Source organism: Tenebrionibacter intestinalis, from assembly GCF_016632365.1.
Taxonomy (GTDB): domain Bacteria; phylum Pseudomonadota; class Gammaproteobacteria; order Enterobacterales; family Enterobacteriaceae; genus Tenebrionibacter; species Tenebrionibacter intestinalis.
In genome coordinates, this window is record NZ_JAEPBH010000046.1 from 1 (window position 1) to 26,555 (window position 26,555).

The 26,555-nt window shown below is 56.4% G+C and carries 19 protein-coding genes; 3 read left to right on the forward strand and 16 right to left on the reverse strand.

Annotation, left to right across the window (positions count from 1 at the left end; all coding sequences use genetic code 11):
- From JJB97_RS15045 to glpE, 5 genes are all read right to left on the reverse strand, one after another.
- A partial coding sequence (locus tag JJB97_RS15045; RefSeq protein ID WP_317981371.1) for a DUF6708 domain-containing protein occupies positions 1-246 on the reverse strand: 246 nt, incomplete at its 3' end.
- A 412-nt stretch (positions 247-658) separates the two neighbouring features.
- Entirely contained in the window at positions 659-3,130 is a 2,472-nt protein-coding gene (locus tag JJB97_RS15050; protein ID WP_238714841.1) for a T6SS effector BTH_I2691 family protein, read from the reverse strand.
- 249 nt (positions 3,131-3,379) lie between these two features.
- Positions 3,380-4,138 (reverse strand): DeoR/GlpR family transcriptional regulator, encoded by a 759-nt coding sequence (locus JJB97_RS15055; RefSeq protein ID WP_238714842.1) that lies wholly within the window; start codon positions 4,136-4,138, stop codon positions 3,380-3,382.
- 15 nt (positions 4,139-4,153) lie between these two features.
- Entirely contained in the window at positions 4,154-4,984 is an 831-nt protein-coding gene (glpG, locus tag JJB97_RS15060; protein WP_238714843.1) for a rhomboid family intramembrane serine protease GlpG, read from the reverse strand.
- Positions 4,985-5,055: 71 nt separating this feature from the next.
- On the reverse strand, positions 5,056-5,385 hold the full coding sequence (gene glpE, locus JJB97_RS15065; RefSeq protein WP_238714844.1) for a thiosulfate sulfurtransferase GlpE: 330 nt from the start codon (positions 5,383-5,385) through the stop codon (positions 5,056-5,058).
- Positions 5,386-5,627: 242 nt separating this feature from the next.
- On the opposite strand from glpE, the gene glpD reads away from it, so the two are divergent.
- Complete coding sequence (glpD, locus tag JJB97_RS15070; protein ID WP_238714857.1) at positions 5,628-7,136, forward strand: glycerol-3-phosphate dehydrogenase; 1,509 nt, start codon at positions 5,628-5,630, stop codon at positions 7,134-7,136.
- A gap of 372 nt (positions 7,137-7,508) precedes the next feature.
- Here the strand turns inward: glpD and glgP are convergent, their stop codons facing one another.
- The 6 genes from glgP to asd all read right to left on the reverse strand — a co-directional run bounded on the left by glgP (position 7,509) and on the right by asd (position 18,697).
- Positions 7,509-9,956 carry a glycogen phosphorylase gene (gene glgP, locus JJB97_RS15075; RefSeq protein ID WP_238714845.1) on the reverse strand — a complete coding sequence of 816 codons (2,448 nt, stop codon included), beginning with the start codon at positions 9,954-9,956 and terminating at the stop codon, positions 7,509-7,511.
- Between the two features lie 20 nt (positions 9,957-9,976).
- Positions 9,977-11,410, reverse strand: coding sequence for a glycogen synthase GlgA (glgA, locus tag JJB97_RS15080; protein WP_238714846.1), 1,434 nt, complete (start codon positions 11,408-11,410; stop codon positions 9,977-9,979).
- A gap of 85 nt (positions 11,411-11,495) precedes the next feature.
- Positions 11,496-12,779, reverse strand: coding sequence for a glucose-1-phosphate adenylyltransferase (gene glgC, locus JJB97_RS15085; RefSeq protein WP_238714847.1), 1,284 nt, complete (start codon positions 12,777-12,779; stop codon positions 11,496-11,498).
- Positions 12,780-12,791: 12 nt separating this feature from the next.
- Positions 12,792-14,771 (reverse strand): glycogen debranching protein GlgX, encoded by a 1,980-nt coding sequence (gene glgX, locus JJB97_RS15090; RefSeq protein ID WP_238714848.1) that lies wholly within the window; start codon positions 14,769-14,771, stop codon positions 12,792-12,794.
- On the reverse strand, positions 14,762-16,957 hold the full coding sequence (gene glgB / locus JJB97_RS15095) for a 1,4-alpha-glucan branching enzyme (protein ID WP_238714849.1): 2,196 nt from the start codon (positions 16,955-16,957) through the stop codon (positions 14,762-14,764). Before glgB ends, glgX begins: the two co-directional genes overlap by 10 nt.
- A 636-nt stretch (positions 16,958-17,593) precedes the next feature.
- A complete protein-coding gene (gene asd / locus JJB97_RS15100) occupies positions 17,594-18,697 on the reverse strand; it encodes an aspartate-semialdehyde dehydrogenase (RefSeq protein ID WP_238714850.1) in 1,104 nt (367 codons plus the stop codon).
- A 157-nt stretch (positions 18,698-18,854) separates the two neighbouring features.
- Between asd and JJB97_RS15105 the strand changes: the two genes are divergently transcribed.
- Positions 18,855-19,448: a YhgN family NAAT transporter gene (locus tag JJB97_RS15105; protein ID WP_238714851.1), complete on the forward strand. Its 594-nt coding sequence runs from the start codon at positions 18,855-18,857 to the stop codon at positions 19,446-19,448.
- Positions 19,449-19,575: 127 nt separating this feature from the next.
- Here the strand turns inward: JJB97_RS15105 and gntU are convergent, their stop codons facing one another.
- From gntU to ggt, 5 genes are all read right to left on the reverse strand, one after another.
- A complete protein-coding gene (gene gntU / locus JJB97_RS15110) occupies positions 19,576-20,916 on the reverse strand; it encodes a gluconate transporter (protein WP_238714852.1) in 1,341 nt (446 codons plus the stop codon).
- 14 nt (positions 20,917-20,930) lie between these two features.
- A complete protein-coding gene (gene gntK / locus JJB97_RS15115; RefSeq protein ID WP_238714853.1) occupies positions 20,931-21,455 on the reverse strand; it encodes a gluconokinase in 525 nt (174 codons plus the stop codon).
- A gap of 167 nt (positions 21,456-21,622) precedes the next feature.
- Positions 21,623-22,618 (reverse strand): gluconate operon transcriptional repressor GntR, encoded by a 996-nt coding sequence (gene gntR / locus JJB97_RS15120; protein WP_238714858.1) that lies wholly within the window; start codon positions 22,616-22,618, stop codon positions 21,623-21,625.
- 143 nt (positions 22,619-22,761) lie between these two features.
- Positions 22,762-23,457, reverse strand: a complete 696-nt coding sequence (locus tag JJB97_RS15125) for a pirin family protein (protein ID WP_238714854.1) — start codon at positions 23,455-23,457, stop codon at positions 22,762-22,764.
- Positions 23,458-24,273: 816 nt separating this feature from the next.
- Complete coding sequence (ggt, locus tag JJB97_RS15130; protein ID WP_238714855.1) at positions 24,274-25,986, reverse strand: gamma-glutamyltransferase; 1,713 nt, start codon at positions 25,984-25,986, stop codon at positions 24,274-24,276.
- Positions 25,987-26,096: 110 nt separating this feature from the next.
- Between ggt and JJB97_RS15135 the strand changes: the two genes are divergently transcribed.
- Positions 26,097-26,495 carry a DUF2756 domain-containing protein gene (locus JJB97_RS15135; protein ID WP_238714856.1) on the forward strand — a complete coding sequence of 133 codons (399 nt, stop codon included), beginning with the start codon at positions 26,097-26,099 and terminating at the stop codon, positions 26,493-26,495.
- The last annotated feature ends 60 nt before the right edge of the window (positions 26,496-26,555 follow it).

The following is a 26,555-nucleotide window of genomic DNA, read 5'->3' on the forward strand; positions in this document are numbered from 1 at the left end:
CGGCGGGCACAGCGCCACCAGCTCCGCCAGGTCTTCCACACAGTCTTCTTCCATATAGCAGCGGATAAATTCCCAGTATTCGCTCAGCAGCTTTGAACTGCCCCTTACCGATACCGCCAGGCTAAAGGTGTTGACTACCGTTTCCCCATCCTGCGCCAGAATATGCCCGTCAATACCCCAGGATGGTATGGCGCCACCAGGGGTGGCGCGGGTAAAAAACACCTCGGCCCAGGGCGCGCTCAGCACCTGGCCGTTNTTTTGCGGTTAAAACGGATTGGATAGTGGGTTTTACGAAACCATTCCTTGCGAAGTAGTTTGCCCAGAAAATATAAGAAAAACGAAATAAAACCCAGAGCGAAAGCAAATCCTGTCCATGAAAAATGAGAGTTATATACAGACCGGGCGAATGCAAATACAAACATGATAAGAAAACCAAAATATAATACTGCAATCATGGAACTGGCTATACCCGTACCGGAGTAATACTTGCACACGGTTTCAAGGTAAACCGAGTTCATTCTGACAACCGAGTTCTCATCCATAATATACTGAACGTTTCGCCGCCGCCCCTGGCGAAACTGGCCGTCTTTTTCCTGCCGCGTCAAAGGCCGGTTTAGTTTATAGGGTGTAAACAGCCCGGTATAGTTCATCATATTCGCTAACCCCCTTGCTGCAATAATTTGTAAAACTCATCCATTTCCATTTTGCTATTTAACATTTTCACGGGGATATTTTTATCTTCAGGGGGTATTTTCCTCCACCACATAGCCGCCAACCATTTTTGGATAGCATCGTTCTGATTTGAAATAAGATAAATAGCTGAACTAAAAATTAGCAGTAAACAAACAGATATCCCTACAGGCCCCAGCATTAACCATTTCATTGCAAACGCCCATAAAAGAGCACCAGAAACAGTAGAAGTTAAATAAATCATCCCTAACCCAATTTCTCTATTGGAAAAAGCTGACAATGCATGCCACCCATCCCATAAAACAGCCACGATTCCCGCCGCGGCACCAGTACGTATCGTTCTTTCTAATATGACAGTAATAAACCGCTCAACCTTTGCCCCGTATAATATTCTAACGGCACCGCGAATACGGATTGCGCGGAAATTCCGCCACGCGCTATCAAGCACGTCTGCCGATGCGCCAATGGACGAGATAATATTGGCCACAAACTTGCTGTCTTTTTCCGTCAGCAGGTCTTTTGGCATACCGGCCCCAATAACGGCATTCCACTGCAATATCATTGATAAAATTCCGCCTGCCAGCGGCACGGCTGCCGCGACATCGCTCACCACGCGGCCTGCTTTCACCCCCTGCGCCACGGCCAGCCTGCGGTGCCAGTTGCCGGGAAAAATCGTATCCTTTATCTCTTGCGGCGAACGGATCGCTTTCGCCAGCGCCTTTGACCGCTCCGGCTCCGGCAGGGACTGCGCGTACATGGCTTCATTCACGTCAATCATGACGATAAACTTACTTTTTTGCGTACCCTCTACCGCCATACCGGTAATTTTCATACGCCGCATTTCAATATCCACATAATGCCGCACGCGCGACGGGGCAATGCGCATATCCGGGTCGGTCATTTTGGCCAGTTGTTCCAGCACCGCATTAATAAAATATTTTCTTTCGCCGGTCAGCGTTACGGTTCTCAGGGCATAACCGCCGCATGCCGCCATCGCTACCATAGCGGGCAACAGCACGCCATCAACGGTTTTACGCGCAACGCCCAGCAGCACGCTGCTTACCGTACTGAGGTAGGTTTCAATCCCCAGCGTAATACCGTCTTTCATCTGGCCGGTGATATCTTTATAGCCATCGGCCAGTTTATCCCAGGGTAAATCATCATAACGGCCGGCCGAAACCGCGTGGTTAATCTGCTGCTGCCAGGCCGCATTATTGGCCACCGTTGCCCGCAGCAGGATATTACGGGCGGCGATCGTTGGCTGGCTTAGCTGCTCGCAGAAGTAATCCGACGCGCCTTTTTTATCAAGCATGCCGTCCACGCAGTCGGTCACTGCCTGTATAAACACCGCCCCGCTCACGATATCCCGCTGGTCGAAGTTATGATCCAAATAATCCTGTAGCGCGTCGCTTTTCAACCACGCCAGATACATATCCGTCATGGGGGAGATAACGCGGGCGTCGTACTCCCGCAAAGCGCTGTCATAGCGTTCAAGGAATTCACGTTCCTTATCGCGATCAATGTATTTTTCATAGTTTGCCCAGCGTGCATTAACGTGTGTTTGCAGCATACTGTCGTTAAGCGCATGCAGGGCGCTGGCGTGCGCAGGTAAAGGCGGGCGCGCTATGCCGCCGGCGCTTTCGCCGCCGTAGCGCGTGCTGATTTCAGCCTGCTCGTTTTGGGTCAGAATATCGCGGGCAAACTGTGTACACATCGCCTCCTTAAGACCGGACAGCAACGAAGTAAGCGCCAGGCCGCGCTCAAACTCCGGGCTGGCGCTAAAGCGGCTGGTTAAACGGTAATTTATCAGCGTGCTGATTTCCTGCACCGTCGCAACCGGATCGCTCAGCATGATAATGCCCCCCTGTCCCGGCGACAGCGATTGCGCCGCCAGTAACAGGTTGGCGCCATCCAAAGCGGTGGCATTTTTCCAGGGGGTGGGCGACCATGCCCGCATCTCACTGCGTTCAGCCTCTTCGCTGTATTCCGCTACCGTTTGCGATAACGTTGCTATTGGAACCACATTGTCGGCCTGCCCGCTGGCAAGCCAGCGCGCCATGTCAAAGCGCTGCATATACCGTTCACGGTACGCCGCCGCCTCATGCCGCTTGCGCACCGCATCCGTCCATTCCACTTCGCTCCAGGCAAACCAGAAAACCCCGTTCTGAAAAGGCGCCGGCCTTACGGGCAATGTGATCAGAGAAGCGCGCGCCAGCTCCAGCGGCTCAGTGATGCAGGGTTTGATTCTGCCGCTTACAACCGCAGGCGGCGCGCCGTTCTCCAGCGATAGCGGATAAAAAAAACCTTCGCAGGTGCAGAAATAGCCGCTCCAGCGGCTTGCCTGCTCATCCCAGATATATAAAAAACCTTCACGCAGCAGGCGGGCCGCCCAGGCGGTTTCGCCCTGTAGGGCAAGCGGCGGCGTTATAGTTTCAGGCAACCCGGGCCGCAGTCCCCCTCGCCTTTCAACGCCGGGCGCACAGGCAGTAGCGCCAGACCGCGACGGCGGCAAAACTCGCACCCCTGAGAATGGCTCATATCGACCTTTCCTTATGTCTTTACGCTGCGTGGCCGCACGCTACGCCGGGCCACAACGGATTCAGGAAATAATTCTATGTGAATTAATCAATTAGCCATAGCCAAACGTTTCATAAAAGCGATGTAAAACACACGCTTTTTCCGCCAGGCGTCAACACAGCTCCAGATGCACGCTGTTCGCGCCAATTACCTGCATAACCCCTTCCGGCGGCGGCGCGTCGGTGTAGACCGCATCCACAAGCGTAATACTGCCCATATTAACCATCGCGTTTCGCCCGAATTTGGAGCGATCGGCCACCAGCATGACGTAGCGCGAGTTCTCAATAATCGCGCGCTTGGTGCGCACTTCGTGATAATCAAACTCCAGCAGCGAACCGTCGCTGTCCACGCCGCTGATGCCAAGAATGCCGAAGTCGAGACGAAACTGGGAGATGAAATCAAGCGTGGCTTCGCCAATGATGCCGCCGTCGCGGCTACGCAGCTCGCCGCCTGCGAGGATAATACGGAAATCCTCTTTTACCCTCAGCGTGTTCGCCACGTTAAGGTTGTTGGTTACCACGCGCAGGTTTTCATGATCCAGCAGCGCATGCGCCACCGCCTCCGGCGTGGTGCCAATATCAATGAACAGCGTCGCGCCGTTGGGGATCTGGCTTGCTACGCGGCGAGCGATGCGCGCCTTTTCGGCAGTCTGCGTCGCTTTACGGTCATGCCAGGGCGTATTAACGGAGCTGGAGGGCAGCGCCGCGCCGCCGTGGTGACGCATAATTTTGTTCTGCCCGGCCAGATCGTTGAGATCGCGGCGAATTGTCTGCGGGCTGACGGCAAACTGCTCCACCAGTTCTTCAGTGCTGACATAGCCCTGCTGCTTCACGCGCTCGATAATCGCGTCATGTCGTTGCGTTTGCTTCACACTACCGCTCCTGATTTATGTTCGTTTTCGCGCATGGCGGGTATCCACCAGCGCCATCGCCAGCCCCACCAACAGCCCGGCCACGTGCGCGCCGTTTGCCATGTTAAAACCAAACCAGTTAAGCCAACCGGCCACAATCCACAGCACCGCAAAGATAATCATCCCACGCTCCAGCCGGATACCGCTGGCCGGATCGCGCTCGCCGCGCAGCCAGACATAGCCCATCAGCGCATAAACCACGCCGGATAGCCCGCCAAACCACGGGCTGCTAAAGTAGTTCTGGATATAGCCGCTCAGCAACATGGATATCACCGTCAGCACAATCAGCTTGCCGCTGCCAAGGCGTTTTTCCACCTCACCGCCGAGATACCACCACCACATCAGATTGAAAAGTATGTGCAGCAGTGAAAAGTGCATCAGCGCGTGGCTGAAGTAACGCCACGCTTCAAACCGCAGCGCCGGATCGAACGGCCACGCCAGGCGCAGCATGACGGTCTGGTCGCCCACAATTTTCTGAATGATAAACACCGCAATACAGGCGGCGATAATCACAAAGGTAAACGGGCCGGCGCGCGCGCGCAGCGTGGCGAAAAACGGGTAGCGCCCATAGGCCATACCGCTGTCCGTCTGGCCGGTGCGCCAGCTTGCGGCCATATAGCGCGGATCGTCCGGATGCGCCAGAAAGTGCGCCAGCGCGGCCCGCACCCGCGCCTCCTCGGCGGCATCGGCAAGCCAGACATCGGCGCGCCCGTGGTGTTGCAGCGTGAGCGTTACGCCCTGAGTCGCCATGTAGTCCACAAACGCCTGCGCCATGCGCGGGTTATCAAAAGAAGTAATCATTAACACAGGTTTTTCGCCGTATTTTTCCACATAAAAGGGGGAAGTCTAACTGACCATTACATCGCCCGCATCGGCGATTAACCGGCGCTGCGCGACACGTGTTCCGGGAAGCGGCGCGCCCAGGCGTCAAAACCGCCGTCAACGCTGTAAACGGCGTCAAAACCCTGCTGGAGCAGGTATTGCGCCGCGCCCTGGCTGCTGATGCCGTGATAGCACATCACCAACACCGGCGTATCGACATCATGCTGCTGCATAAAGGAGGCCAGCGAGTCGCTGGTGAGATGATAGGCCCCCGGCACGTGCGCGAGCGCATAGCTCTGCGGGTCGCGGATATCCACCAGCACGGCGCTCTGCTGCGCCAGGCGCTGGCGCGCGTCTTCAACGGAAATAGGTTCGAAATGGTCCATAACGTCTCTCATTATTATGTTGCAGGCCGTTTACCCGCCAGCAGGCGCGCAAATCGCTGCCATGATGGTAACAGAAACCGCCGCCCCCGGCTTGCCCGCGCCGTCGCGCCAGCGCTAAAAACGGCCATAATGTTATCTTCATCACGCGAAAATGTTTTTTTATGGTTACCAAAAGCGCGTTCGCCTGCTATTATGAGCGTTAACGAACATTAATGAGCTTTAACGAAAGTACGCGAGGCAGCATGGAAACGAAAGATCTGATTGTGATAGGCGGCGGCATCAACGGTGCCGGTATCGCGGCAGACGCCGCCGGACGCGGGCTTAGCGTATTAATGCTGGAAGCCGGGGATCTGGCAAGCGCCACCTCTTCCGCCAGCTCCAAGTTGATTCACGGCGGCCTGCGTTATCTGGAACACTATGAATTCCGGCTGGTGCGCGAAGCGCTGGCCGAACGCGAAGTGCTGCTGAAGCTGGCGCCGCACATCGCCTTCCCAATGCGCTTTCGCCTGCCGCACCGCCCGCACCTGCGCCCGGCATGGATGATCCGTATCGGCCTGTTTATGTACGACCATCTCGGCAAGCGCACCAGCCTGCCAGGCTCCAACGGTTTGCGTTTCGGCGCCAATTCGGTGCTTAAACCTGAAATCGTGCGCGGCTTTGAATACTCTGACTGCTGGGTTGACGACGCCCGCCTGGTGCTCGCAAACGCGCAAATGGTCACGCGCAAAGGCGGTAACGTGCTGACCCGCACCCGGGTAACGTCGGCGCGCCGTGAAAACGGCATATGGATTGTGCAAGCCGAAGATATCGATACCGGCAAGCGCCACACCTGGCAGGCGCGCGGGCTGGTCAACGCAACCGGCCCGTGGGTAAAACAATTCTTTGACGATAGCCTGCATCTGCCGTCGCCATACGGCATCCGCCTGATTAAAGGCAGCCATATTGTGGTGCCGCGCGTACATACGCAAAAGCAGGCTTACATACTGCAAAATGAAGATAAGCGTATTGTGTTTGTTATCCCGTGGCTGGACGTATTCTCCATTATCGGCACCACCGACGTGGAGTATCACGGCTCTGCGCACCACGTAAAGATTGACGATAACGAAATTAACTACCTGTTAAATGTTTATAACGCGCACTTTAAAAAGCCGCTCAGCCGGGACGATATCGTCTGGACTTACTCCGGCGTGCGCCCGCTGTGCGACGATGAATCCGACTCCCCGCAGGCCATCACGCGCGATTACACGCTTGATATTCATGACGAGAACGGCAAAGCGCCGCTGTTGTCGGTGTTCGGCGGCAAGCTGACCACCTACCGTAAGCTGGCCGAACACGCAATGGATAAACTGGCGCGCTATTATGACAATATCGGCCCGGCATGGACGAAAACCGGCGTACTGCCTGGCGGCGATATCCACGGCGATCGCGATGACTACGCCGCCCTGTTGCGCAACCGCCATACTTTTCTGAGCGAATCGCTGGCGCGCCGCTATGCGCGCACCTACGGCAGCAACAGCGAATTGCTCCTCGCCGGCGTCTCATCGCTTAATGATTTGGGCGAGCACTTCGGTCATGAGCTTTACGAAGCCGAACTGCGTTATCTGGTGGAACATGAGTGGGTGCGCCAGCTTGACGACGCTATCTGGCGGCGCACCAAGCTGGGCATGTGGCTGAGCGACGAGCAGAAAGCGCAGGTCGCCGGCTGGCTCGACCGCCACGCCAGCCAGGATGAGCTATCGCTGGCGTCATAAACGCGCCCGGATCAAACAGCAAAGCCGGGCCAGGCCCCGGCTTTCAGATTGTTGACAAAGAAGGAAAAAACGAGGTTTTTCCTTCTTTAATGTAAGCAGGCGAAAATCAATGCTTTGATTTTATTTATTTTTTATAGTTTTTCATTCATCCTGTCGCAGTCAGGATGGGGGTTTGCCGACAGTCTCAAATGTCAGCCACCTAAAGCAGAAAAACCAATCACTGCTTTTCGGCCAACCGCCATAAAGAGGCCAAAAACACGCTTCGCCCGCTTTGATCGTTCGCCACCCATAAAGCGCGTTAAGCGGCCGGACGCCGTTGGCACTCAGGCAGAACCAGGCGCTAATCCCCGGCCAAAAGCCCACCGCGCAGGCCTACAATCTCACCGGATCAATATGCCAGATTTGCTTCGCGTATTCCTGAATGGTTCTGTCAGATGAAAAATACCCCATATTGGCAATGTTGTGCATCGCGCTGCTGGCCCATAGCTCAGGCTGGCGGTAAAGCGCATCCACCTTATCCTGGCAATCAACGTAGCTGCGATAGTCCGCCAACACCTGATAGCGATCGCCAAAATTCAGCAGCGAATCCACCAGGTCGCGATAGCGCTCCGGCTCATCGGGGCTGAATACGCCAGTGCCGGCCTGGGTGAGCGCTTGGCGCAACTCTTCGTCGCTATCGTAATATTCACGCGGGCTGTAGCCACGCGCGCGCAGTTGCTCCACCTCTTTTGCGGTGTTGCCGAAAATAAAAATATTCTCCTTGCCGACATGCTCGCGTATCTCAACATTAGCGCCGTCCAGCGTGCCGATGGTCAATGCGCCATTGAGCGCAAACTTCATGTTGCTGGTGCCGGACGCCTCAGTGCCTGCCAGCGAGATCTGTTCTGAAAGATCCGCCGCCGGGATGATCAGTTGCGCAAGGCTAACGCTGTAGTCAGGGATAAACACCACCTTCAGCCGATCGTTAATTACCGGATCGTTATTTATTACCCGCGAAACATCGTTGATAAAATGAATAATATGCCTGGCCATGTAGTACGCTGACGCCGCTTTACCGGCAAAAATCACCACGCGCGGCACCCAGTCGGCATCGGGATCAGCCTTAATACGGTTATAGCGGGTAATGACGTGCAGCACGTTCATCAACTGGCGCTTGTATTCATGAATGCGCTTTATCTGCACGTCGAACAGCGCGTTCGGATTGACTACCATATTCATATGTGCGGCGAGCCAGCCCGCCAGGCGCCGTTTGTTTTCCAGCTTAGCTTCACGCACGGCTTCATTTAGCGCCGGATAATCAAGCCGCGGCTTCAGTTCGTCAAGCTGGCTCAGATCGGTGCGCCAGGTATGGCCGATATTATTATCCAGCACGTCTGACAACGGCGGGTTGGCCAGCGCCAGCCAACGGCGCGGCGTTACGCCGTTGGTGACGTTGCAAAAGCGCGTGGGAAAGATGCGGGCGAAATCAGCAAACAGCGACTGCACCATTAAACTGGCGTGCAGCTCGGATACGCCGTTTACCTTATGGCTTACCACTACCGCCAGCCAGGCCATACGCACCCGACGCCCGTTGCTTTCATCTATAATCGAGGCACGGCTCAATAGCCCAATATCGTTGGGATATTGCTCCTGTAACGTTTTCAGGAAGTAATCATTAATTTCGAAAATAATCTGCAGGTGTCGCGGCAAAATTTTGCCGAGCATATCCACCGGCCAGGTTTCCAGCGCCTCGCTCATCAGCGTATGGTTGGTGTAGGAGAACACCTGGCAGGCCACCTCAAACGCATCGTTCCAGTTGAACTTGTGCTCATCGATAAGCAGGCGTATCAATTCGGGAATCGACAGCACAGGGTGAGTGTCGTTAAGGTGAATGGCGATTTTATCCGCCAGGTTGGCATAGGTTTTATGCAGCGAAAAGTGGCGATGCAGAATATCCTGCACCGTTGCGGACACCAGGAAATACTCCTGCCGCAGCCGCAGCTCGCGCCCGGAGTAGGTGGAATCATCCGGATAAAGTACGCGGGAAACGTTCTCGGAATGGTTTTTATCCTCCACGGCGGCGAAATAGTCGCCCTGGTTAAACTTGCCGAGGTTGATTTCGCTGCTGGCCTGCGCGCGCCACAGCCTGAGCGTGTTAGCGGCATCGGTATCGTAACCGGGGATTATCTGATCGTGCGCGACGGCAATTATCTCTTCCGTTTCCACCCAGCGGGTCTTTTTCCCTTCCAGTTGAACGCGACCGCCGAAGCGTACCTTATAGCGGGTGTTGTAACGCTCAAATTCCCACGGGTTGCCGTATTCGAGCCAGTAATCCGGCGACTCTTTCTGGCGTCCATCAATAATATTCTGGCGGAACATGCCGTATTCATAGCGAATGCCGTAGCCGCGCCCCGGCAGTTGTAGGGTCGCCAGCGAGTCGAGAAAGCAGGCGGCCAGCCGCCCAAGGCCGCCGTTGCCAAGGCCGGGGTCGTTCTCTTCATCAATAAGCGCTTCCAGATCCAGCCCCATTTCATCCAGCGCGCTTTTAACTTCGTCGTAAATACCAAGCGACAGCAGCGCATTGCTCAGCGTGCGGCCAATAAGAAACTCCATTGACAGGTAATAGACCTGGCGCACCTCCTGCGACAACTGCGCCCGGCTGGAGCGCAGCCAGCGCTCCACCATACGGTCGCGCACCGCAAACAGCGTGGCGTTCAGCCACTCGTGCCTGTTGGCGATAGCCGGATCTTTGCCAAGCGTAAACATAAGCTTATAGGCAATAGAGTTTTTCAGCGCCTCAACGCTGACCGTGGGTGAAGCGTAGCTGAAAGGCGCGTTCATATCGGTCGTTCCTGAAAAAGTTACAACAAACGTTGATAAAGATCGTGGTAGGACTTCGCTGCCACCTGCCAGCTAAAATCCATACTCATCGCCTGGCGCTGAACAAAGCGCCACAGCGACGGGCGCGACCACAGCACAAACGCTCGCCTGATAGCGCGCAGCAGCGACCAGGCATTGCTGTCTTCAAATACAAAACCGCTGGCGATACCGTCAGCAAGGTTTTCCAGCGAACTGTCTGATACCGTATCCGCCAGCCCGCCGGTGCGGCGCACCAGCGGCAGCGTGCCATATTTCAGCCCGTAGAGCTGGGTCAGACCGCAGGGTTCAAAACGGCTCGGCACCAGGATAACATCGGCGCCGCCCATAATGCGGTGAGAAAAGGCTTCATGATAGCCAATCTGCACGCCCACTTGCCCCGGGTGCTCAGCGGCGGCGGCCAGAAAACCCTCCTGCAACACCGCATCGCCCGCGCCAAGCAACACCAGTTGCCCGCCCTGCTCCAGCAGCCCCGGCAGCGCTTCGAGCACCAAATCCAGCCCTTTCTGGCTGGTAAGCCGGCTGACTACCGCAAACAGCGGCGCTTTCTCGTTAACCTTAAGCCCCATCGTCACCTGAAGCTGGCGTTTGTTCTCCGCTTTTTCATCCAGCGTGTCGCGGTTATAGCGTGCGGCCAGCAGCAGGTCGTGCGCCGGTTCCCAGATATTTTCATCCACCCCGTTGAGGATCCCGGACAGCCGCCCCTCGCTGTGGCGCTGACTCAGTAACCCTTCCAGCCCATTGCCAAACTGCGGTTGCGTAATTTCTCGCGCGTAACCAGGGCTGACGGCAGTGATGTGGTCGGCATAATACAGCCCGGCTTTGAGAAAGGAGATCTGGCCGTGAAACTCCAGCCCGTACATATTGTAAAATGACCAGGGCAGTTGAATGTCGTTCATATGATGGGCATAAAACTGTCCCTTATAGGCCAGATTATGTACGGTAAACACCGCGCGCGCCGGGCCGCCGCGCGCGGCCAGGTAAGCGGGCGCAAGGCCGGCATGCCAGTCGTGGGCGTGTACAATATCGGGCCGCCAGAACGGATCCAGGCCACAGGCCATTTCCGCGCCAACCCAGCCGAGTAATGCAAAGCGCAATACGTTGTCGCTATAGGCATTTTGATGCGTATCGTGATACGGGCTGCCGGGGCGGTCGTAGAGATGCGGCGCGTCGATAAGGTAAATCCCTACGCCGTTGAAATGGCCGTACAGCAGCGACATCCGCCCGGCAAAGGTGTCTCGACAGGCCACCAGTTGGGCGTCGGCGATACCTCGCCGTATATCAGGGAACGCAGGCAGCAATACGCGCGCCTCTACGCCGCAGGCAATCTGCGCGGCAGGGAGCGCGCCAATGACGTCCGCCAGGCCGCCTGTTTTCAGCAGCGGAAAAATTTCAGAACAGACATGTAAAACCCGCATTATTGCTCCCGTTTAACACACGCCGCAAGCGGCGTGACGAACTGTCATTATGTGCGCTGTCCGGCGTGCGCCGTGCAGGGCCGAATCAGTGTTCCAGCCTTGCGAGCATCTCCCGCGTTACCAGCACAATGCCCTCTTCTGAACGATAAAAGCGGCGCGCGTCTTCCTGCGCATTTTCACCAATAACCATACTTTCCGGCAGGATGCAGGCGCGATCGATAACACAGCGTCGAAGTCGACAGGAGCGGCCGACGGCGACGTCGGGCAACAGCACCGACGAATCGATATTACAAAACGAATTTACGCGCACTCTGGGGAATAACACCGACTGCACCACGACCGAGCCGGAGATGACGCAGCCTCCGGATACCAGTGAATTAAGGGTCATACCGTGACTACCGGAGCGGTCCTGCACGAATTTGGCGGGCGGCAGCGACTCCATATGTGTGCGAATCGGCCAGTTACGGTCGTACATATCCAGCTCCGGCGAGACCGACGCCAGGTCGAGGTTCGCCTTCCAGTAAGCCTCCAGCGTGCCAACGTCACGCCAGTACGAGGGCGCATGCGGATCTGACTGCACGCAAGAAAGCGGAAACGGGTGAGCAAAAGCCTCGCCGGCCTGGGTAACGCGCGGCAGAATATCCTTACCGAAGTCATGGCTGGAGTGGGGATTGTTATCATCTTCCTCCAGCAGCGCGTACAGGTAATCGGCGTTGAACACGTAAATACCCATACTCGCCAGCGCACACGCGGGATCGTTGGGCATAGAGGGCGGCTGCGCCGGTTTTTCAACAAAATCAACGATACGCTCATCTTTATCGACCGCTATAACGCCAAAGGCGGTCGCTTCCGCCAGCGGCACCGGCAGGCAGGCAACGGTACAGCGCGCGCCTTTCTCCACATGGTCGATAAGCATGCGCGAGTAATCCTGCTTATAAATATGATCCCCGGCCAGAATCACCACGAAGTCGGCGCGGTAGCGGCGAATGATGTCCAGATTCTGGGTAACGGCGTCAGCCGTGCCGCGATACCAGGTTTCCCCGTGTATCCGCTGCTGCGCCGGCAGCAGATCGACAAACTCATTCATCTCTTCTTTAAAAAGCGACCAGCCGCGCTGTATATGCTGCACCAGCGTATGCGACTGATACTGGGTAATAACACCGATGCGGCGAATACCCGAATTGATGCAGTTAGAGAGCGCGAAATCGATAATGCGAAACTTGCCGCCAAAATGTACCGCCGGTTTAGCACGGGTCGCGGTAAGATCTTTCAGGCGCGTACCGCGCCCGCCTGCCAGTATCAGCGCAACCGAACGTAGCGGAAGCTGACGTGCCAGCATCATTGAATCATCTTTTTCCAGCCTGACCATGACCGACTCCTTTTATGACTTGTGAAATGCGCACACTCCGCGCGCGGGACCATGCCATACAGCCGTTACCACCGGATTATCTTCCCCGGCGAAGGGAGGTACGGCGCGCCACTCCCCTTCGGGTAACGTGATATCGACCACTTCAGCAGTAGCATTGAGCGCAAGCAGCCAGCGCCCGGAAAGCAGGATCTGCATAACCGGCGCGCCGCGCCGCCAGTCGTTTCCCGCCAGCGGCTGCCCCTGCGCATTCAGCCACTGCACGCTGCCATCGCCCTCCTGCCACCAGCGCTCGGCAGTCAGCGCCGGGATCTGGCGGCGCAGGCGGATCAGCGCGGCGGTAAATGCCGTCAGCCCGGCGTTAGCCTGCGTCCAGTCAAGCCACGTCAGCTCGTTATCCTGGCAAAAAGCGTTATTGTTGCCATGCTGGCTGTGGCCGTGTTCATCCCCGGCCAGCAGCATCGGCGTGCCCTGGGATAACAGCAGCGTAGCCAGCAGCGCGTGTACGCTGGCGCGACGCCGCTCGATAACCGACAGCGTCGCGCTCGGCCCCTCCACGCCGTGGTTAAAACTAAAGTTGCTGTTATTGCCGTCTCGGTTCTCTTCGCCGTTGGCCTCGTTGTGCTTGTCGTTAAAACTCACGCAGTCGTGCAAAGTGAAACCATCGTGGGCGGTGACGAAGTTAATGGAAGCGCCAGGCAAGCGCCCGTCGTGAGCAAACAGATCGCTGGAGGCGGCGAAGCGGCTTGCCAGTTCACCGCGCGACAACGTCCGCTGTAGCCAGAAGCGCCGCAGGCCGTCGCGAAACCGATCGTTCCATTCAGCAAACGGCGGTGGATAATTCCCTGACTGGTAACCGTCGGGACCCACGTCCCACGGCTCGGCGATAAGTTTGATATGGGCCAACGACGGATCGCGCCGCATCGCCTCAAACAGGGGAGCATCGCGGCGAAATGCCGGCGTGCGCCCCATGACCGTGGCGAGATCGAAGCGAAACCCATCCACATGGCAATGATCCACCCACCAGCGAAGACAGCTTACCGCCAGCCGCACCCCGGCCGGGGAACTGAGATTTAGCGTATTGCCGCAGCCGGTCCAGTTCTGATAATCGCCGTTATCCTGTAGCCAGTAGTAGCTACGATTGTCGATGCCGCGCAGGGAGAATGTCGGCCCTTCCAGATCCAGCTCCGCCGTGTGGTTAAGCACTATATCGAGGATGACCTCAATGCCCGCGCGATGCAGCGCCTTAACCACATCGCGAAACTCATCCAGCGCCGCGCAGGGATCGCCGCTCATGCTATAGCGCGGCTCCAGCGCGCTGAATGCCAGCGGGTTATAGCCCCAGTAGTTGGTTAGCCCTGACTGGCGCAAGCGCGGCTCGCTGACGTAGCGCGAGATGGGCAACAGCTCCAGCGCGCTAATACCCAGCCGCTTAAAATAATCAATCATGACCGGATGGCCGAGCGCGCCCCACGTGCCGCGCAGCGCCTGTGGAATGGCCGGGTGGCGCATCGTCAACCCGCGCACGTGCGCTTCGTAAATCACCGTTTCGCCCCAGGGCGTGCGCAGCGGCGCGTCACCCTGCCAGTCGTAGCTGTCCGAGACCACGATACATTTCGGCACCACGCATGCGCTGTCGCGCGGATCTGGCGTATCAAAACCGCCGTGCAGCAGCGGGTCGTCAACGATGCCCTCTTCCACCGCGTGGGCGTTGGGGTCAATCAGCAGCTTCGCCGGATTAAAGCGATGCCCCTTTGCCGGCGCCCACGGGCCATGCACACGATAACCATAGCGCAGCCCGGGGCGCGCGCCAGCGAGATAGCCATGCCAGACGTCGCCGCTGCGCCCCGTAAGCAGGTGGCGGGTTTCGTTGTTGTTAGCATCAAACAGACATAGCTCCACCTGTTGCGCATGGGCGGAAAAGAGCGTGAAATTAACGCCTTTGCCGTCAAACCACGCGCCGGCTGGCGTTGGCTGGCCGGGGGTCAGATGCATGTTTCTTCCTCCCGAACCAGCCAGAGAGTGGACAGCGGCGGCAGCGTAATGCTCAGCGAGTGCTCACGCCCGTGGCTGGCGACGGCCTCGCTGCAAACGCGCCCGCTGTTGCCCGCATTACTGCCGTGATAATGAAAGGAATCGGTATTGATAATTTCTCGCCATCGGCCCGGCTGGTTAACACCGAAGCGGTACGCATAGCGCGGCACCGGCGTGAAATTGCTGGCAACGATAATTTCATTACCTTCGGCGTCGCGGCGTACAAACACAAATACCGAATTAGCCTTGTCTTCGACTATCAGCCATTCAAAACCGTAGGGGTCAAAATCGAGTTGATACAATGCTCTGTGGCGGCGATAAGCGGTGTTTAAATCGCGCACCAGCCGCTGCACGCCGTGGTGCCAGTTGTCACCGCCTTCCAGCAGGTGCCAGTCGAGGCTGATGTCGTGGTTCCATTCGCGCCCCTGCGCAAATTCATTGCCCATAAAAAGCAGTTTCTTGCCCGGGAATGCCCACATCCAGCCATAATAGGCACGCAGGTTAGCGAATTTTTGCCATGCGTCTCCCGGCATCCGGTCAAGTAGCGATTTTTTGCCGTACACCACTTCATCGTGCGACAACGGCAGCACGAAGTTTTCGCTGTAGTTGTACAACATGCCGAAAGTCATTTTGTCATGGTGGTACTGCCGATAGACCGGATCGAGTTTCATGTAGTCGAGCGTGTCGTGCATCCAGCCTAAATTCCATTTAAACCAGAACCCCAGCCCGCCCATCGACGGCGGCCGGGATACGCCCACAAAATCGGTAGACTCTTCGGCCATGGTTACCGTGCCGTGCGTCTGCTCGCCGAGGATACGGTTGGTTTCACGCAAGAAGGCGATAGCCTCCAGGTTTTCGCGCCCGCCGTTGGCATTCGCCACCCAGTTACCCTGCTCACGGCTGTAATCGCGGTAGATCATCGACGCCACCGCATCCACACGCAAAGCGTCAATACCAAAGCGCTCAGACCAGTACAGGGCATTGCCGATAAGGTAGTTACGTACCTCATTGCGACCGTAATTGTAGATAAGCGTGTTCCAGTCCTGGTGGAATCCCTGGCGCGGGTCGCTGTGTTCATAAAGCGCCGTGCCATCAAAGCGCGCCAGGCCAAAATCATCGGAAGGGAAGTGCCCCGGCACCCAGTCAAGGATAACGCTAAGCCCGGCGGCGTGTGCGGCGTTAATAAAGTCGCGAAAATCATCGCGGGTGCCGAAGCGCCGGGTCGGCGCGTAGAGGCCCAGCGGCTGGTATCCCCAACTGCCGTCGAACGGATGTTCGCTTACCGGCAGCAGTTCAAGGTGGGTAAACCCCATCTCTTTGACATAGGGAATAAGCTGCTCTGCCAGCTCGCGGTAGCTGAGCCAGAAGTTGTTGTCGGTGTGGCGTCGCCACGAGCCGAGATGCACTTCATAAATGGAGACAGGCGCGTCAAGCTGGCTGGCGCGCTGACGCGCCGGGTTAGGGGCGACTTTGTCCGGCAGGCCGCAAATCATCGACGCCGTATCCGGACGCATCTGGGCTTCAAAGGCATAAGGATCGGCTTTAATGCGCAGCTCGCCGTTTACGTCGATCAGCTCAAATTTGTACAGTTGGCCTGGCCACGCGCCGGGGATAAACAGCTCCCAGATACCGCTCTCGCGACGCAGGCGCATCGGGTGGCGGCGCCCGTCCCAGTAGTTAAACTGCCCGACGACCGAAACGCGCCGGGCATTTGGCGCCCATACGGCAAAGCGGGTGCCGGAAACGCCGTCAAGCGTGGTCGGGTGCGCCCCCAGCGTTTCCCAGGGGCGCAGATGGGTGCCTTCAGTCAGCAGCCAGCTATCCAGTTCCGGCAGCAGCGTGCCAAAGCGGTAAGGGTCATCAATCAGGTTCTGCTGGCCGTGCCACAGCACCGCCAACTGGTAGCGAAACGGAGTTTTGCGGCGCGGCAGTACGGCGCTGAAAAACCCCCGCGAGTCCAGGCATTCCAGTTTGCCTGCCTTACGCCCGGTTTTGGATTCGATAACCCAGACTTCGGTGGCGTCTGGCAGTAACGCGCGCACCTCCAGCCCTGATGCTGTTTTGTGCATTCCCAGCACTGAAAACGGGTCGGCAAAGTGACCGGCGATTAATGCCTCAATAACCTCTTTTTGTGCACGAACAGACATGCTTAATTATCCTGTTTTATGGGCGCGCATCGCCAGCGCATGCCGCTGGCGTACAGCAAACGTCACCGTTACTGAGTTATGCGATGGCGTGCGGAAATCGCTTAATGCGTAAAAGGCCCTCGTGGGCGATTTCCGTCTCGTTAAAAAGCATAGTCAACGGCTGGCAGGCGTCGCGGTAAAAACAGGTTTTCTTTAACAAAAATTATTAAAACGCAAAAAAAGAGCAGGGGTTATCACGCCAGGCCTGCAAGTTCCCGCGTGAAACATTTTTTTGCGTGAGCAAGCCACGATTTGTTTAGCGGTGTAATCCGAGGCAGACCGGTCAGGCAGGAAAAATGGTGAGGCGCGTAAAGCGGGCCATATGGCCCGCTGAGACTGCTGACAAACCCTATCCTGTCGCAGTCAGGAAGGATGAAATACAATAAAAAAGTAAAGAAGGTCAATGCATTGTTTTTTCCTGCTTACCACAAAAAAGGAAAAAACGGGGTTTTATCCTCGTTGCCGCTAACGGGTAAAAAACAATTCGTTGATGTTATTTATTTCTCTGACATTTCGGGCCGAAGCCGCGCATACCGGCGTTTATCAAACGCGTTACGCGGAATATTCCGCGTAACTTCAGTAAGCGACACAAAGCGATCAGGCCAGTTGGCGCAGCATACGTCTGAGCGGCTCGGCGGCCCCCCACAGCAACTGGTCGCCAACGGTGAAGGCCGAGAGATATTCCGGGCCCATGTTGAGCTTGCGCAGGCGGCCAACCGGCGTGGTCAGCGTACCGGTGACAGCGGCAGGCGTCAGCTCGCGCATGGTCAGCTCGCGATCGTTTGGCACCACTTTCACCCAGTCATTATGAGAGGCCAGCAGTTGTTCAACGCTTGCGACGGATACGTCTTTTTTCAGCTTCAGCATAAACGACTGGCTGTGGCAGCGCAGCGCGCCAACGCGCACGCACAGTCCATCAACAACAACAGGCTGAGCGGCGCCAAGGATTTTGTTGGTTTCCGCCTGCCCTTTCCATTCTTCCCGGCTCTGGCCGTTATCAAGCTGCTTATCAATCCACGGAATCAGGCTGCCGGCCAGGGGAACGCCGAAATTATCGGTCGGGAGCGTACCGCTGCGGGTCAGTTCGGTAACGTTGCGTTCAATATCCAGAATGGCGGAAGCCGGGTTTTGCAGCTCATGGGCAACGCTTGCGTGCAGCATGCCCATCTGTACCAACAGTTCGCGCATGTGACGCGCGCCGCCGCCGGACGCCGCCTGGTACGTGGAGACGGACACCCAGTCCACGAGGTTTTCAGCAAACAGGCCGCCGAGCGACATCAGCATCAGGCTTACGGTACAGTTACCCCCAACGAAGGTTTTCACGCCGCGGTTGAGCGCTGCGTCTATTACGCGCTGGTTCACCGGGTCGAGAATAATGACCGCATCGTCTTTCATTCGCAGCGAGGAAGCCGCGTCAATCCAGTAACCCTGCCAGCCGCTTTCACGCAGCTTCGGGTAAATAGTATTGGTATAATCGCCGCCCTGGCAGGTTACGATAATATCCAGCGCCTTCAGCGCCTCAATATCACAGGCGTCCTGCAGCGTACCGCTCTGGCCGCCGACCGTGGGCGCCGCCTGGCCGTGCTGGGAAGTGGAGAAAAAAACAGGGCGGATGGCGTCAAAGTCGCGCTCCTGCGCCATGCGCTGCATCAGCACGGAGCCAACCATGCCGCGCCAGCCGATAAAACCAACATTTTTCATAGCAAGTCATTCCTGAGAGGTAAGTACGTTCTGTGCATCCCAGCAGTGTTACTGGTAGTCTTTCAACATACAAAATGCAGCCAAAGTCGCAAGTGAAATTAATCAATATATGTCGCGCCATTAGCAACGGCGCTTATCTCAGGGGTACAGGTTTTTTATGAATGACATTATTTCCGCGGCAGTACTGCTGATTTTGATTATGGATCCGCTGGGTAATTTACCCATTTTTATGTCGGTATTGAAACATACGGAACCAAAGCGGCGGCGGGCAATTATGATCCGCGAGTTGCTCATCGCCCTGGCGTTGATGCTCGTTTTCCTGTTTGCCGGCGAGAAAATCCTCGCATTCCTGAATTTGCGCGCTGAAACCGTATCAATTTCCGGCGGTATTATTCTGTTTCTGATCGCTATCCGAATGATCTTCCCCAGCCATGAGGGGAACGCCAGCGGCCTGCCCGCCGGTGAAGAGCCGTTTATCGTACCGCTGGCGATTCCGCTGGTGGCCGGGCCAACGCTGCTTGCAACGCTGATGCTGCTTTCCCATCAGTATCCAGGCCAGATGGGTTCGCTGACTATCGCGCTGCTCATTGCCTGGGGCGGCACGGCGGCCATTTTGCTCCAGTCGTCGCTGTTTTTACGCCTGCTGGGTGAAAAAGGCGTCAACGCGCTGGAGCGCCTGATGGGATTGATTCTGGTGATGCTGGCGACACAGATGTTCCTGGACGGAATTCGCACGTGGATGCGGGGATAGGCCCTGGCGCAGGATGAAGGCAAGGGCGGCGGGATTATTGACAAAGCGGGCAAAAACGTGGGCCTGCCCGCTTTGTGGATATAAGCGGAAAAACAATTATTGGGTTTTCTTTAGAAAAACAGCGGCGTTACGACAATAAACTAAACGCAATCATCCCGACAATGGCGCCCGCCGTGCCGAGGATGGTCTCCATTAATGTCCAGGTTTTCAGCGTCTGGGCTTCCGTTGCGCCGGTAAACTTACCGAACAACCAGAATCCCGCATCGTTGACGTGGCTGACGACGATAGAACCACCGGCAATACAGACAGACAGCGCGGCAAGCTGCGCGCCGCTGTAGTGCAGCGTCTCAATCACCGGCATCACCAGACCAACCGCCGTAAGGCAGGCTACGGTAGCAGACCCCTGAATAATGCGCACCGCCGCCGCCAGCACGAAGCAGGTTACAGCAACCGGCAACCCCATACCGGTCAGCGTCTCGCCCAGCGCCGGGCCGACGCCGGAATCCACCAGCACCTGTTTAAAAACGCCGCCTGCGCCAATCACCAGCAGGATGATGCCCGCTGGCTGCAACGCATGGCCGCAGATCTCCATCACGCGCTCTTTCGGCATACCCCGGCGCATTGCCAGGCCATACATCGCCACCAGGCACGCGACCAAAATGGCGGTAAACGGATGGCCGATAAACTCCAGCCACTGGTACAGCATCGACCCTTCCACGGTAAAGCGCGCAGCGATGGTTTTCAGCCCCACCAGCACCAGCGGCAGCAAAATCAGCGACAGGCTGAAGCCAAACGAGGGCAGTTTGCCTTCGCCCAGGTGCGGTTCAGATATGTCGTCCGGGATATTCAGCTCCACATAGCGGCTAATAAAATTCCCAAACAGCGGGCCGGCAATCAGCATACCGGGAATAGCCGCGCACAGGCCGATGAGGATCATCCAGCCGAAGTCAGCGTGCATTTGCGAGGCCAGCAGCATTGGCGCAGGCCCCGGCAGCAAAAACGCCGCCGCCGCCGCCACGCCTGCAAACAGCGGAATCACCAGTTTTACAAGGTTGGTGCCGGTATGGCGCGCCATCGAAAACGCCACGCTAATCAGCAATACGATCGCCACTTCAAAAAACAACGGCAGCGCACAAATCAGCCCCGCCAGGCCAATCGCGTAGTGGGCGCGGCTGTGCCCGAAAGATTTCAGCATCTTCACGGCAATTTGATCCACCGCGCCGGTTTCATGCAGGATCTTGCCGAACATGGCGCCCAGCGCCACAACAACCGCCAGAAACCCAAGCGTGCCGCCCATCCCCTTTTGCATGGTCAGCGCGATTTTATCCAGCGGCATACCGGAAAAAAGACCTGCGCCAACAGACACCACCATTAAAGCAATAAAGGCGTGCATACGTGCCTTCATCACTAAAAACAGCAGCAGCAAAACCGATCCTGCCGCCGTCAGAACTAACGTTAATGTGCTCAAAATATACCCTTCTTTTAGTTATTTTCGATCAGGGCGATGGCGCTGGCCGCAACATCGTCAAGCGGTTGATTAATATCCACAACCAGCACGTCGCTTTCGTCCGCGCCTGGCTCTTCCAGCGCCTCAAACTGGGTGACCAGCATCTGCGGTTTGAAGAAGTGACCTTTACGATCTTTCAGGCGGCTGGCTATCAGATCAAAATCCCCTCGCAGATAGAGAAAAGAGAGGTTGGGATTACCGTCGCGCAGCAGGTCGCGGTAGCGCTTTTTTAACGCCGAGCAGACAATCAGCGACACTTTATTCGTACGCTGCATGGCAAACGCGGCGTCGTTAAGGGCCTTCAGCCACGGAATACGGTCTTCATCATTCAGCGGCTGGCCGGCGGACATTTTGGCGATGTTAGAACGCGGGTGCAAAAAATCACCGTCCAGGAAGGCGGCGCCCAGTCTGTGCGCAACCTCGCTGGCAACGGCGGACTTGCCGCTACCGGATACGCCCATCAGGACGTAAACATGGTGATCGTGACTGGTAGTGCTCATAAAATGACTCCAACTGACACGAAAGGGAGAAGCGGCGAAAAACGTCGTTTTCCACCGCAATGTTACGGGTAACCGTTATCGGTAACATTGTCGGACTCGCTAGTACAGGAAGCAACAATCCGCCGCCCTGCGGGTTAATAAGTGTGAACTACTTCAAATAATAGGGATTATATCGACCCGCCAGGCGAAAGCGTAAAGCCCAGGTCAAGGCGCTGAGGCGTAACGGTTTCGCCGCGGATACGCGCCAGCAGGCGCTCGGCGCTGAGGCGGCCCATACGTTCGCGCGGCGTCAGCACGCTCGCCAGCCGGGGCTCCATCGCCTGACCGATATCGTGGCCGTGAAAGCCGGCAATCGCCATATCGTCGGGGATACGCAGGCCCAGACGGCGGCATTCAAACACAGCGCCAACCGCCAGGTCATCGTTAGTACAGAAAATACCGTTTAACTGCGGATATTCGCGCCTTGCCTGGCGGAACAACTCAATACCTGACGAATAGGACGAAGATCGTTGCGCCATGACGCTGTAAGGCACAAGACCCGCATCGCGCATTGCCTGTTCATAGCCTTGCTGTTTTATAATAGTCCTTTCATCAAGGCGCGCGCCGAGATAGGCGACATTGCGCCGTCCGCGCTGAAGGATGGCCGCCGTCATCTGGCGCGCCGCTTCAAAATTATCAAACCCCACGGCAATATCGAGGCACGGCGAAACGCTATCCATCAGTTCCACAACCGGGATCCCGGCCACCTCGATCATTTTTAGCGCACGCGGGGTGTGGGTACGCTCAGAGAGAATAAGGCCGTCTATATTCCAGGAAAGCATGGACTTCAGGCGCTCCTCTTCCCGTTCCGGCTTATAGCCATAGTGCGCAAGCATGGTCTGATAGCCGTGCGCATCAAGCACGCTTTCCACGCCGCACAATACTTCGGCAAAAACCTGGTTTGTCAGAGAGGGCAGCAACACACCAATGGCGCGGCTGGTGGCGTTAGAGAGGATATCCGGCGCACGGTTGGGAATATAGCCCAGTTCATCCAGAACAGCGGCTATCTTACCGCGTAGCGCAACCGAGACCTGTTCCGGGTTACGCAAAAAACGGCTGACCGTCATTTTTGTGACGCCAACCCTGTCAGCAACGTCCTGAAGTACGGGTCTTTTCTTTTTCATCATCCTGAAGCGCTTACACTATGATTATCGCGCCAGTGTAGCACGGACATAACACAACCTTCCCCTGTTAAGGGGAAGGTGGAACACAATGCACGCCGCCGGGCGCATGCTATTATTACGCCCCGGCGGTATTCTTACGCCGCTTAAACCGGCGGCAGGTCGAACAACAGCACTTCGCTGGCGCTGTCGGCGCGTATCGAAATCGCTGGCTCATCCTGGATTGCCAGCCCGTCGCTGGCGCGGGCTTTAGTACCATTAACAGCGATTTCGCCTTTCACCACCTGAATCCACACGCGGCGGTTAGCCGCAATGGGATATGTTGATTGTTCATCTTTAGCCAGCGCCCAGCGCGTCAGCTCCATATCCTGATGCACTTTCAGTGAGCCGTCGCGGGCATCCGGCGATAACACCAACTGGCGGCCCTGCGACGCATCGAAGCGGCGCTGCTCATAACGCGGCGTAATGCCGGTTTTCTCCGGGATAATCCAAATCTGATAAAGACGCAGCGGCATATCGGCGCCTGGGTTGTACTCTGAGTGGCGCACCCCGGTACCGGCGCTCATAATCTGGAACTCACCGGCGGGCACCTGTTCTTTATTGCCCATGCTGTCCTGATGTTCTACCGCGCCCTCCAGTACATAGGTCAAAATTTCCATGTCCTTATGCGGGTGCGCGCCAAATCCCTGCCCCGCCGCTATCACGTCTTCATTAATGACGCGCAGCGCGGAGAAGCCCATGAAATTCGTATCGTAATAGTCAGCAAATGAAAAAGTATGCCAGCTATCGAGCCAGCCGTGACTGGCGTGGCCGCGTTCGTGAGCTTTACGCAAGTAAATCATGGTGTACCTCCCGGAAATTCAGTGATGACTCAGTGTGTACCCGAAGTCAGCAGGATGATAGGGGGTGAAAATTGTCGCCTCTGTTCAAAAATTATGAACGAAAGCAGGCGCGCCGGGATGGGAGATAAAAGAAAGTAGAGGTAACCGTTGCGGCACACGGCCCGCAAACACCGAAATAAGGTCGCGGAAGAGACGAAGGTAAAAAAAAAGCCAGCACCTGGCTGGCTAAGATAATACTGGAAGCAATGTGAGCAATGTCGTGCTGATCAGGTTTACGCCGTGACGGTATCCCTGAACGCATGACAATAATAATCATTATCATTCGCATGTGTCCAGATCTTTTTTGAAAAAAATGCGGTGAATTTCGGGGTAAAAGTCAATGATGACTAAGGGGTTTTATCTACGGTAAAAACTACATGGCCTGATTAGCCGGCATGTGCCGGACGTTGACGCCAGGGCGCTTTATCTTCAGGCGGGTAGATAACATTGTGATTACCCGACAGGCGCGCGACCTGGCCGAGGGCCGTTGACAAACGCCTTCGGCCCACAGCGCCCGGAAAACCAACGCAGGTTTTCCGACCGAGCTTCACAAAAGGCAAAATCACCTTTTCCCCTCTTCGCAAACAAACTGAGGCAAGCCCATAGCCTGACCTGGCGCCAGGCTGTGTCCCTTAATCCAGCATGGATGCCTGCGGGGCGCGTGCGAAAAACCCGCCGACTGCGCTGTTGGGCCTGAGCTGAGGGCCGCTCTGCCCTGCGCCTTGCCAGCCGGTTTTTCGCTCAGCGTCAGCATCATGAGGATTAAGGGACACCAGCCTAGTAGCCTGCGCTAAGAGAGCCCTGCGTTCGTGGATCGGAGGCGCCAAACAGCTTGCCGTCCGGCGCAATCATAATACTCTGCGTGCTGCCCATCGCCGGCTGTACGCTCACCTTATAGCCTTTTTGCCTGAGTAACTTCAGCGTATCGGGGCTGAAGCCTTTTTCAACCCGCAGCTCATCGGGCAGCCACTGGTGGTGAAAACGCGGCGCGCTGCTGGCTTCAGCCACATTCATACCGAAATCAACGGTGTTAAGCACCATTTGCAGCACCGTAGTAATAATACGACTCCCGCCCGGGCTGCCGGTGACCAGCCAGGTTTTACCTTCTTTAACAACAATCGTCGGCGACATCGATGACAGCGGCCGCTTACGCGGCGCTACCGCATTGGCCTCGCCGCCCACCAGCCCGTAGACGTTGGGCGTTCCTGGTTTCGCTGAAAAGTCATCCATTTGGTTGTTCAGCAGAATGCCGCTGTTACCGGCCACAATACCGCTGCCGAATGTGGTATTGAGCGTATAGGTTACCGCTACCGCGTTACCATCTTTATCCACAACGGAGAAATGCGTAGTCTGCTCGCTTTCATAAGGCGCAAGGTTACCGGGTTTTATCTGCGTGGACGGCTTCGCCTTATCGATGTCAATCTGCTGCGCGATAGATTTGGCGTAAGCTTTGCTGGTTAGCGCCCGCCACGGTACTTTCACAAATTCCGGATCGCCCAGGTATTGCGAACGGTCGGCATAAGCGTATTTTTCCGCTTCAGCCACCAGCGCCATAGCATTTGCGCTGCCAAAGCCATACTTCGCCAGGTCAACGTTTTCCAGGATATTCAGTATCTGCACGATATGAATCCCGCCCGAAGAGGGCGGCGGCATCGCATACACCTGATAACCGCGATAGCTGCCGCTTACCGGCGCGCGCTCCACGGCTTTATAGTTTGCCAGATCGATCATATCGATAAGCCCGCCGTTTTCCTCCATTTCAAACGCAATCTGTTTTGCAATGGCGCCCTTATAGAACGCATCCGGGCCAAGTTCGGCAATCATTTCCAGGCTCTTTGCGAGGTTCTTTTGCACCAGCCTGTCGCCCTTCGTCAGCGGCTGGCCGTTTTTCCAGAAAATCGCCCGACTGTTGGCGTGCTGCGGCAATACTTCGCTGCCGTACTGCTTTAAATCATCTGCCAGCGCATCGTTTACGATAATACCGTCGCGTGCCAGCCTGATGGCTGGCGTTATGACCTGATTAAGCGTCAGCGTGCCGTATTTCTCCAGCGCCAGCGCAAACCCGGCCACCGTGCCCGGCGTGCCGGAAGCCAGATGCGAGGTCAGCGATTTTTTGCTGTCGGCATTCCCCTGCGCATCCAGAAACATATCGCGCGAAGCCCGGGCAGGCGCCATCTCGCGAAAGTCAATGGCGGTTGTTTTACCCGCTGCGGTACGCAACAGCATAAAACCGCCGCCGCCAAGGTTGCCCGCCTGCGGGTGTGTAACCGCCAGCGCAAACCCTACCGCCACAGCGGCATCCACCGCATTTCCGCCGCGCTTAAGGATATCTACGCCAACCTGGGTGGCAGTAGCATCCACAGAGGCAACCATGCCGTTTTCCGCCCGCACAGGGTGAAACACATCCTCTTCCACGCCATAAGACACCGGTGGTGCTGCCATTAACTGGAAACTCACGCCCAGGGCTGCTGCAATAATCCACTGCTTCATTTTTTTCTCCTGTTTCTGTCCCGCTTAAGCCTGGTTCATAACCGCTAAAAAAACATCGCGCAGGTAAAAAGCGAGTAAACTTAAGGAATGCATTGCAGGAGGGCATAAAGATGAAAAAAACACTCATAGTTATCGCAGCACTACTGCCGTTAAGCGCGCTGGCTCAACCGCTAACGCCGCAACAGCAGCGCGAAAATAACGAGGCGCGAATGTTTAACCCAAGCCAGCAGCGCCAGCAGCAGGAGATGCAGATCAGGCAAACCCAACAACAGAGCATGCTGCGTCAGGATATGCAAATTCAGCAGCAGCGACAGCAGCAAAACCTACAAAATCAGATTCAGAACAACAACAACAGAGTGCTGAATTCACAGCCGGGAAAGCTCCTTCCCCGCGGTGAGCAACCTTTGCCTAATTTAAACGGCGGGATGCTGAACGGCGGGGGAAGCGGCCAACTGTATTCCAACGGCAATATGCTAAACCCAAACAGCGGTACGCTTCAGACACCGTAAGTCATCAGTTGCGGCGGGGCGCTGCGTGTCGGCGCTGTGGTACCGGCTGTCCTGTGATGA